This is a genomic window from Streptosporangium sp. NPDC003464 (genome assembly GCF_053588315.1).
The window spans coordinates 1-9,521 of the sequence record NZ_JBSFPS010000343.1 but is presented as its reverse complement, the minus strand read 5'-3'; the positions used below and the strand labels follow the sequence as shown (position 1 = coordinate 9,521).

The window sequence follows — 9,521 nt, the reverse complement described above, 5'->3', positions numbered from 1 at the left end:
CTGGGCTGACCTGCCCGAGCAGGCACACGCAGCGATCCAGGAGCAGACCGGCGTCGTCACCGCCGTCTGGTCAGCCGAGGCTGGCCTGACCTCCGGAATCGCCGCACGCATCACCACCGAGGGGGCCGTCTTCTTCGTGCGGGCACCAGCCTCCGCAGCAGGACGAGCCAGCAGCCCGAGCTTGCGACGGCGAGGGCCAGCGACCCCCACCCGAAGGCGAGCGAGATCTGGACGGCGCCCGTGGCCGTCCAGCAGGCGGCCGACAGCAGGACGAGCAGGAGGACGCCCTCGGCGGCGAGGTAGGTCAGCCGCCAGCCCGGCCGGCCCAGTGCCAGGGGCAGCACCTTCGACCACGACATGCTGCCCTTCACGCACGCCACGCCCAGCAGCAGCACCGCCGTACCGCCGGCCCCGGCGTACTGGGCGCCGTAGACCAGGCCGAGCACGTCTCCGGTGATCGGGGCCGCGACGATGAGCGCGACCACGCCCACCGCGGCGAGCAGCAGCGACGCGCGCACCACGTCCCGCCTTATGAGCCCCCTGTCTCCCACCGCGGCGGCCTGGGCCAGCCGAGGGTGGAGCATCGAGGCGACCGGGCTGATCAGGGTCGTGTAGAGGCGGCTGGGCGCCGATGCGAGCTTCAGAACGGTCACGAGGGCGGGGTCTCCGAGCAGCCCCGCCAGCGCGAGGACGCCCGACTCGGAAGCCGCCGCCACCGACGTCCCCGCCGACGCCTTCGCGGTGAAGGCGACGAGGCCGGCCGGCAGCGGGACCCGGGTCACGGCCGGCCCCACATGGGTGAGGACCGCCCGCAGGGACAGCCTGCCGAGCACCACGGCCGTCACGACGGCGCTCACGGCCTGACCGGCCAGGTAGGCCGCCGGGCCGCCGGCGAGCAGGCCGCCCAGCGACAGCGCCGACGACAGGACCGCGCACCGCAGGCGCACGACCCCGAGGTCGCGCAGGCGGTCGGCCAGGGCGAAGGCCGCCCCCGCCGCGCCGGTCGACGCCGCGGCCCCGCCGGAGACGGCCGCGAGGGCGAGCATGAGCGCGAGGTCGCCGCCGGTCAGCCCCAGCAGCCATGCCGCCAGCACCACCAGCAGGCCGAGGCAGCCCGCCGCCGCGCCGATCGCCACATCCCAGCGCAGCAGCCGGGTGAACAGCGCCGAGCCCTGCCCGCTCCGCTGCTGCTCGATGGGGACGAACCGTTGCGCGGCGTCCTCCAGGCGAGGATCCAGCAGCAGGAACCAGACGCCCGACAGCGCCTGGGCGAAGATGACCTGACCGGACTGCTCGGTCCCTCCCAGCCGGATCAGGACGGCCAGGCTGACCATGGACAGCACCGCCTCGCCCTGGCCGGTGGCGGTGAGCGAGGTGAAGGTCCGCAGGTGCCGCCTGCCGGGCGAGCGCATGTGGTGGATCACGCGTTCGAGCAGAGCCGTCATGACCGGGGACAGACCTCGTCGTACAGCCTGTCGAACCACTCCGCGGTCCGCCTGACGTCGACGAGGTCGGCGCTGTCGGCCGCTGCTCGCCGGAGGGAGGCGTGGGTCCCGGGACGCATCGCCCGCAGGATGGCCGCGGCGAGTTCACCGGAGTCCCCAGGCGTGGTGAGCAGTCCGTTCCGGCCCGAGACCACCAGGTCGGACACCCCCCCGACGTCCGTGGAGACCACCGGCACACCGGCGGCGAGCGCCTCCATGACGACCACGGGCAGCCCTTCGTGGGAGGAGCTGAGCACGAGGAGGTCGGAGCAGGCGATCAGGCGCCCGGCGTCCGGCACGTGCCCGATCAGGCGCAGGCCGTCCAGCCCCAGGGCGGCGACGCGTCCGGCCACCTGCCCGCCCAGGGGACCGGACCCGGACAGCAGGAACAGGGCACGCGGGTCCTCGGCGAGGACCTTGCCGGCGGCCTCGATGAGCAGCCCGTGGTTCTTGGCCGGCCGGAAGTTGGCCACGTGCACGATGAGGAAGGCGCCCTCCGGGACGTCCCATTCCCGCCTGACCCGCTCCGACTCCAGGGCCCAACGGCGCTGCCTGTCCACGCTGACCCCGTGCACCCGGGTGCACAGCGCGCGGGCGCCCCAGCTCGTGGGGGCGCGGGCGACCTGGGGGGAGACGGCGACGGTCCGGGTGTCCAGCCATCCCGTCGCCCGGTCGAGCAGCAGGGTCGTGGTGCGGTAGCGCACGTTGTGCACGGTCGTGACCAGCGCGGGGCGGGGTCTCCACAGGCGGGAGGCCGGCCGCAGCAGCGCCGCGGGGAGCGGGGAGTGGAAGTTGAGCACGTCGGGCGCCAGCCGCCTGACCGTCCGGACGAGGCCGGACGGGCGCGCCGACGAGCTGAGGTCGACCACGTCCACACCGGCGGACCGCAGCAGGTCGGTGAGGTTCGGCGTGGTGGCCCGCCGGCACACGACGGTGTAGCGCTTGCCGGTGGACGGCGCGGCGAGCAGCCGCTCGACGAGCAGGACCTCGGCGCCGCCCACGTCCAGCGTCTTGATCACTTCGCAGATGTGCGGGCCTTTCACGACGCCGCCCCGGCACGCCGCGATCTCCGACCGTTCATGAGCTCCCCGTACCATTCCTCGACCCGCGCCGTCACCAGCGGCCAGTCCAGTGCCGCCACCGCCCGCCTGCCACGTTCGACCATCTGGAGCCGGAGCCCCTCGTCCTGGAGGACCGAGCGCAAGAGCGCCACCAGCTCCGGCGTGGATCCGCTGGGGAAGGTGAGATAGGCGCCGTCGTCGGCGACGACCGGTCCCAGCGAGGCGTCCGACGACACGATGACGGGGGTGCCCAGCGCCAGCGCCTCCAGGGCCGCGGTGGGTATCCCCTCCCCGACGGCGGGCAGCCGGCGGGAGGCCAGCACGAAAGCCTGGGCGCGGCTCACCAGCGCGTAGATCTGGTCGGCCGAGAGGGGCCCGGCGAACTCGATCCCGGAGCCGGTCCCCGCGAGCCGCCGGAGCCGGGCGCGTTCGGCCCCGTCTCCCGCGATGACCAGGCGGGCGCCGGGCAGGTCCGCGCGCAGCGCGTGGAACGCCTCGATCAGCAGCGCGTGGTTCTTCACCTTCGCCAGGGAACCGACGCTCACGACCAGCCCCGGCTCGACGGGGTGCCGTCCCCGGAACCCCTCCAGGTGGGGGATGTCCAGGCCGCTGGACATCGTGCGGATCCGCCGGGCCGGTATCCCGGCGGCGAGCAGGTCGTCCCGCGGGCGGGCGCCCAGGGCGATGAACCCGTCGACATGGCGGAAGGCCCAGGGCATGACGCGCCGGTGGCGCTCGGTGAGGGCGCCGTGGACGGTGACCACGAAGGGGACCCCGAGCCGCCGTACGGCGGGCCCGAGGGCGAGCGCCTCGCGGTGGTCGCCGTGCAGGTGGACGAGGTCGACCGGCCGGGCGCGCCGGAGCGCACGCGCGCACTCGGCGGCGAAGGCCACCACGTCGGACCTCCTGGAGGCCAGCCGGCCGAGGAGGCACGGGGCCGGCGGCAGCAGCTCGGCCCCCGGTGGCGCCTCGCCCCGGCGGTGGGCCACGACCACCTGGTGCCCGTTGAGGATCTGCTCCCGCGTCAGGCGCTCGATGTGGCGTTCCTTGCCCCCTGGCTCGGGCGGCAGCCGGTATCCGACACGGAGGATCCTCATGTCATCTCCTCCTGAGGGAGTCTTCGGCGACGACGCCCTGGATGAAATCGGCGAAGCGGTCGATCATGAGCTCGAAGTCGTGGTGCTCGCTGACGTAGCGGCGCGCGCCGTTGCCCATCTGCCGGGCGCGCTCGGTGTCCGTCAGCAGCGTGGTGATCGCCTCCGCCCAGTCGCGGGCCTGCGCCGGAGCCAGCAGCCGGCCGGCCTCGGGGCCGACGATCTCCCGGTGCGCCGGTATGTCGGAGCAGAGCACCGGCAGGCCGCAGGCCATCGCCTCCAGCACCGCCCGGGGCTGGCCCTCAGACCAGGAAGGGTGGGCGAGGACGCGCGCGTGCTGGAGCACCGAGACGACCTCCGCCTGCGGTACGGCGCCGCGGAGCTCGACGTGGTCCTCGACGCCGAGGGCGCGTGCCTGTCCGAGCAGCTGGGAGCGGGCCGGTCCCTCGCCGAGGACGACCAGCCGCGCGTCGGGGACGTTCTCCAGGACGCGCGGCCAGGCCCGCAGCACGGTCGCGTGGTTCTTGAGGTGGAGCAGGCTGCCGACCATGACGGTGTGGATCGGTTTCAGGCAGGGGGCCGGGGCGGGGACGAACATCCGGGTGTCCACGCGGCTGGCCACGTGGATGACCGGGCGCCGCGTCAGCCGCTGGGCCCGCTCCCGCAGGCCCCGGCGCACCACGCGTACGGCGGAGGCGCGGTGCACGGCCGCCCGCGAGACCACGGCGAGCGCCGCGCGTTTGAGCGGCCCGCCGTACTCGGGGCCCGGATCCAGCACGTCCCCCTGGATCTGCACGATGTGCGGGGTGGTCCGCCGGGTGCGCGACAGCTCCGCCGCGACGGCGGCCAGCGGGTCACTCGACATCAGCACGTCACCGCGGGCACGCAGGCCGTGGTCGATCACGTGGCGCGCCTCGCGGAGGAGGACCGGCCGCGAGCCGTCCGGGACGCGGTACAGGCGCACGGGGTCGAGGTCGACGAAGCCCGCGGCGGCCCCTCCGGCCGGGACGATCACGTTGTACGGGGCGCCGAGACGCTCGGCCAGCGCCAGCGCCGGGCGTAGGTTGACGTCGTCGGCGTGCAGGTCGCGGGCCCAGGGGCTGGAACCGACCAGGGTGACGGAGACGGGTTTCACAGGAGGTCCTCCAGCATCCGAGCGACTCGCTGGGGGGAGAACTTGTCCCGGGCCCTGTCCCGGAGCCGGCCGCCGAGGGCGTCGCGCTCGGCCCGGGGCAGGCCGGCGAGCTCGACCACGCCCGCGACCAGGGCGGCGAGGTCTCCGACGGCGCAGACGAAGGGGTAGTCCCGGCCCACCACGTCCACCGAGCCGCCCGCGCTGGTCGTCACGACGGGCAGCGCCGAGCTCATCGCCTCCAGCAGCACGCGGGGGAAGCCCTCCTCGTAGCTCGGCATGAGGAAGCAGTCCGCGGCGCCGTACAGGTCGGGCAGGTCGAGGTTGGGGACGGCACCGAGGACGTGCATGTTCGGACGTCCGGCGGCCAGCCGGTCGAGGTGACGGCGGTCGGGGCCGTCCCCCACCACGACCAGCCGCACCCGGTACGGCAGCGCGGCGTCGACGGCGTCGAGGAGCCGGGCCAGCAGCCGCGTCCCGCGCCGGAAGGAGAGCCGGTGGACGAAGAGGATGACGAAGTCGCCGTCGTCCCACCCGTGCCGGCGGCGGACCTCGGAGCGCCGCGCGGGGGCCAGGGGAGTGAAGCGATCACTGTCGATGTCGTTGTACAGCAGGCGCATCCTGCCGGTGGGCACCCGCCACCGCCCGCGCATGACCGGGACCATCGTCTCCGGGCCCGTGACGAAGGCGTGGACGCACCGCGCGAGGACATAGTTGAGCCCGTCGTCCAGCCGCCGCCGGACGGTCTTCCTGTGCCCCGGCTCGATCAGGTCGGCCGTGCCGCTCCGCCACAGGAATATGCGGGGCCGGAAGATCGGGTAGCTCAGCACGAGCACGATGAGCAGCAGGCGCGAGTAGCGCAGGAAGTAGGTCCGGTAGCCGGCCCGGTGGCACGTGCGTATCGCGCGGACGCAGTTGAGCAGCCGGGCGGGCCGGGTGCGGCCCAGCACGGAGACGACCATGCGCACGCCCGGCAGTTTCTCGGGAGGCGTGCCCCGCTCGACCAGCGCGACCAGGTCGGCCCGTTCCCCGAGCGCCTCGAGAAAGGCGGGAAGGTGCGCGAAGTGTTCCGTCGCGTCGACCGAGAGATGGGGAATGGCGTAGACGATTTTCGGCCGGGCGCGGGAGTGCACGGCATCTGTCGTGATCACGGACGTCATCATCGCAATCAGGAATGCTCGTAGCGGCGCGGCACTCCGTCTGTCAGGGATATTGCGCGATCATTACGCTGTCATTGATCCGGCCGGTGCCGGCCTGGTCCGGCGCCGGGCGACAAGTGGCGCGGAGGCATATATCCGGTCCGGTCCAATGCGATTGTTCCGGATTCATATATGCGATTCCCCTGTTGGGTGTGCCCTGAGTGTCTCTTCCGTGGCGACACGCGAAGGAAACAGAGAGTACACGGCCATTGCTCTCTGTACAGTCGCTGAGGTGCTGATCGAACAGCAGGTGCCGAGGAGGGAGGGCTCGTGATAGCGCCCGATGGGAGCAGTTCACGGCCGGTCCAGGTCATCCCGGCGCGACTGGCGGCCGCCGAGGCGGTCGCGGTGGTCCGAGGGCCGGTGGTGCGGCGGTGACCGCGCACCGCTGGACGGTCCCGGGGAGTCTGCGCAACCTCTGCTTGGCCGTGGCGATATCCGGGGCGGCCGCCCTGCTCAGCGCCATGGTCGCGCGGGAGCAGACCGAGGTCCTCGGCTGGGCCGCACTGCTCGTCGGCGTCCCGCTGTTCGTCTTCGCCGCGCCGGCCCGGCTCATCGTGTGGGTCATGGCCTTCTGCGTCCTGAGCGTGACCGCGGTGTGGCCCACGCTGACCTCCGTGGGAGGTGTGGACGTCAACGCCGGGGACGCCCTCCTGCTCCTCACCGCCGTGGCGGCCCTCGTCCGGGCGAAGGCCGGCACACGCCACGTGCTCATCGCCGTCATCGCCCTCTTCGTCGTCTTCGGAGTGGCGCGGAGTGAGTTCTCCGGGGCGGTGGCCTTCCTCCGCGTGGTCGAGCCGCTGATCGCGGGGGTCGCGGTGGGCCTGTACCTGCGGCCCGGCACGGACCTCTGGCGCGACGCGCGCTGGATCTGCGTGCTGATGATCGCGACGGTCCCCCTGGTCAGCGACTTCGACGGCCGGTGGGCGGGGTTCCCCGGCGGCCCCAACGAGATCGGGCTCGTCTCCGCCGTCGTGACGGTGCTCGGCGCCGCGGAGCGGAACCGGGCCGTCAAGCTGCTCCTGATCGGGGCCGGGCTGACAGGGCTCGTCGGCAGCAGGGGGATCGCCGCGACGGTCGCCCTGATCGCCGGACTCGTCATGCTCACCCGGGTGTCGCGGTCCGGCTGGCTCGCGAGAATGCGCCTGAGGCGGGTGCACCCGCTCGTGATCGTCCTGGTCGGCATCCTCGCCGTCACGTTCGTCCCGGTCATCCGTCCGGACCTGTCGATCACCGTGGACATCCACGCGGCCCAGGCGGGGGTCTTCGGGCAGCTGTTCGCCGAGACCGACCCGCTGATGGGCTCGGGGTGGGCCACCGTCGACCGGAGCGCCTTCGCCTCCACCCCCTACGAGGGCCTCCATGACGTCTATCTGGACATCGCGGCCTACCTGGGCGTCGTGGGGATCGCGCTGTTCGCCCTGCTGCTCTGGCTCGCCATGCGCGCGGCCGACCCGCTCACCCGCGCCGTCCTCGCCGGCGTCGCGGTGTGGTTCAACACCACCGGGGCCTTCCCCGGGCCCGGCTGGGGCATCCTCGGACTGGTGATCGCGGCCGCGCTCTGTCACGCGCGGCTGCGCGCGGCGGGGCCCGCCGGCCCGGCCGGCGTCCCGGTGCCGGAGCTCCCGCACGACCGGGCGCGGCCCTCCCATGATCTGCCTGAAGGGTTGGCAAGGACATCGGAAAACGCGGGTGTCCGGCCGCGCCCTGGTCTACCCTCAGCGGGGCCGCCGCGCGGTTCTTCCGCCTAGTTGAACGAGTCGCCGCAGGCGCAGGAGCCCGTGGCGTTCGGGTTGTCGATCGTGAAGCCCTGCTTCTCGATCGTGTCGACGAAGTCGACCGTGGCACCCACCAGATAGGGGGCGCTCATCCGGTCGGTGACCACGCTGACGCCGTTGAAGTCCGTGACGATGTCGCCGTCCATCGAACGATCGTCGAAGAAGAGCTGGTAGCGGAGGCCCGAACAGCCGCCGGGCTGCACGGCCACGCGCAGCTGGAGACCTTCCTCGCCCTGCTGCTCCAGCAGGCTCTTGACCTTGGCGGCGGCCGCGTCACTAAGGATCAGGCCCTGCGCCGTGGTCTCACTGCTCTCAACCGACATGTGGTGACTCCCGCGTCTGCGTCAACCGTCCGATCGGAACGGCTGTCTGTTTCTGACGTCCTTCTTAGACGCTACCAACACCCACTGGCAGCTACACATTCCTCTGTCCGGAACTACCCCCTCACCCCGGAATAAAGCCCCCTCCGCCGTGTGTCATCATTAGTCGTCAGTTCGACGATAAGGGGGTGTGGCCGTGACGACCACCGAGACCGGGCTTCCGCTCTTCGTCCTCGGCCGGGGGACCGATCCGCACAGTGAACGCGGTGTCGACTGTCCCGGCGAGTTGCCGTCGGCCTCCGATCCAGCGCTCGTGGAGCGCGCCAGGCGGGCCAAGGCCGCCCTCGGCGACCGGGTCTTCGTGCTGGGCCACCACTACCAGCGTGACGAGGTCATCCAGTTCGCCGACGTGACCGGCGACTCCTTCAAGCTCGCCCGGGAGGCGGCGGCCCGGCCGGACGCCGAGTACATCGTCTTCTGCGGCGTGCACTTCATGGCCGAGTCGGCCGACATCCTCACCGGCGACTCGCAGAAAGTCGTGCTGCCCGACCTCGCGGCCGGGTGCTCGATGGCCGACATGGCCACCTTCGACCAGGTCGAGGAGTGCTGGGAGGCCCTGGAGGACGCCGGGATCGCCGGTGTCACCGTCCCGGTCACCTACATGAACTCCAGCGCCGACATCAAGGCGTTCTGCGGCCGCAACGGCGGCGCCGTGTGCACCTCCTCCAACGCCAGGCGCGCCCTCGACTGGGCCTTCTCCCGCGGCGAGAAGGTGCTCTTCCTGCCCGACCAGCACCTGGGGCGCAACACCGCGGTGCTGGAGATGGGCCTGTCCCTGGACGACTGCGTCGTCTACAACCCGCACCGGCCCAACGGCGGGCTGACCGCCCAGCAGCTCGCCGACGCCAAGATGATCCTGTGGAAGGGTCACTGCTCGGTGCACGGCCGCTTCACCGCCGAGTGCGTGGACGACGTCCGCGAGCGGATCCCCGGCGTCAACGTGCTGGTGCACCCCGAGTGCCGGCACGAGGTGGTCACCAAGGCCGACCACGTCGGCTCGACCGAATACATCATCAAGAAGCTCGAAGAGGCTCCGGCGGGGTCGTCGTGGGCGGTGGGCACCGAGCTGAACCTGGTCAAGCGGCTCGGGCAGATGTTCCCCGACAAGAACGTGACGTTCCTGGACCGGACCGTCTGCTACTGCTCGACGATGAACCGGATCGACCTGCCGCACCTGGTGTGGGCGCTGGAGTCGCTGGCGGCCGGCCAGGTCGTCAACCAGATCACCGTGGACGAGGACACCACCCACTGGGCCAAGGTGGCCCTGGACCGGATGCTGGCCCTCCCCTGAGCCGGCCCCGGCGGCCCGGGACCGGTCCCGGCGCCAATGAGGGATACATCAACCCCATCCCCGGCCGAGGCACATACGTGCTGCCCAAGGACCGGTGGCCGC

8 protein-coding genes are annotated in these 9,521 nt (G+C 72.4%); 2 read left to right on the top strand and 6 right to left on the bottom strand.

Features of this window, described 5'->3' with window-relative positions; translation table 11 throughout:
- Positions 1-110 precede the first annotated feature (110 nt).
- From ACWDS7_RS43400 to ACWDS7_RS43380, 5 genes are read right to left on the bottom strand one after another with little or no spacing between them, the layout of a single operon-like run.
- Positions 111-1,445 carry a lipopolysaccharide biosynthesis protein gene (locus ACWDS7_RS43400; RefSeq protein ID WP_451934049.1) on the bottom strand — a complete coding sequence of 445 codons (1,335 nt, stop codon included), beginning with the start codon at positions 1,443-1,445 and terminating at the stop codon, positions 111-113.
- A complete protein-coding gene (locus tag ACWDS7_RS43395) occupies positions 1,442-2,503 on the bottom strand; it encodes a glycosyltransferase (protein WP_451934048.1) in 1,062 nt (353 codons plus the stop codon). Before ACWDS7_RS43395 ends, ACWDS7_RS43400 begins: the two co-directional genes overlap by 4 nt.
- 20 nt (positions 2,504-2,523) lie before the next feature.
- Positions 2,524-3,642 (bottom strand): glycosyltransferase family 4 protein, encoded by a 1,119-nt coding sequence (locus ACWDS7_RS43390; RefSeq protein ID WP_451934047.1) that lies wholly within the window; start codon positions 3,640-3,642, stop codon positions 2,524-2,526.
- Position 3,643: 1 nt separating this feature from the next.
- The gene (locus ACWDS7_RS43385) at positions 3,644-4,774 is read right to left on the bottom strand and encodes a glycosyltransferase family 4 protein (RefSeq protein WP_451934046.1); all 1,131 of its coding nucleotides are present in this window, start codon (positions 4,772-4,774) and stop codon (positions 3,644-3,646) included.
- A complete protein-coding gene (locus ACWDS7_RS43380) occupies positions 4,771-5,922 on the bottom strand; it encodes a glycosyltransferase family 4 protein (protein ID WP_451934045.1) in 1,152 nt (383 codons plus the stop codon). The genes ACWDS7_RS43385 and ACWDS7_RS43380 overlap by 4 nt, the downstream gene beginning before the upstream one ends.
- Positions 5,923-6,344: 422 nt before the next feature.
- Here ACWDS7_RS43380 and ACWDS7_RS43375 point away from each other — a divergent pair, with 422 nt between their 5' ends.
- Positions 6,345-7,721 (top strand): hypothetical protein, encoded by a 1,377-nt coding sequence (locus tag ACWDS7_RS43375; protein WP_451934044.1) that lies wholly within the window; start codon positions 6,345-6,347, stop codon positions 7,719-7,721.
- Here the strand turns inward: ACWDS7_RS43375 and erpA are convergent.
- Positions 7,718-8,071 (bottom strand): iron-sulfur cluster insertion protein ErpA, encoded by a 354-nt coding sequence (erpA, locus tag ACWDS7_RS43370; protein ID WP_306857577.1) that lies wholly within the window; start codon positions 8,069-8,071, stop codon positions 7,718-7,720. The genes ACWDS7_RS43375 and erpA overlap by 4 nt on opposite strands.
- A 193-nt stretch (positions 8,072-8,264) precedes the next feature.
- Here erpA and nadA point away from each other — a divergent pair, with 193 nt between their 5' ends.
- On the top strand, positions 8,265-9,419 hold the full coding sequence (nadA, locus tag ACWDS7_RS43365; protein WP_306857575.1) for a quinolinate synthase NadA: 1,155 nt from the start codon (positions 8,265-8,267) through the stop codon (positions 9,417-9,419).
- Positions 9,420-9,521: the final 102 nt, after the last annotated feature.

What these genes read in the sequence shown, in the direction of transcription:
- ACWDS7_RS43400 (WP_451934049.1), bottom strand. Translation starts at nt 1,445, where the DNA reads ATGACGGCTCTGCTCGAACGCGTGATCCACCACATGCGCTCGCCCGGC.
- ACWDS7_RS43390 (WP_451934047.1), bottom strand. Translation starts at nt 3,642, where the DNA reads ATGAGGATCCTCCGTGTCGGATACCGGCTGCCGCCCGAGCCAGGGGGC.
- erpA (WP_306857577.1), bottom strand. Translation starts at nt 8,071, where the DNA reads ATGTCGGTTGAGAGCAGTGAGACCACGGCGCAGGGCCTGATCCTTAGT.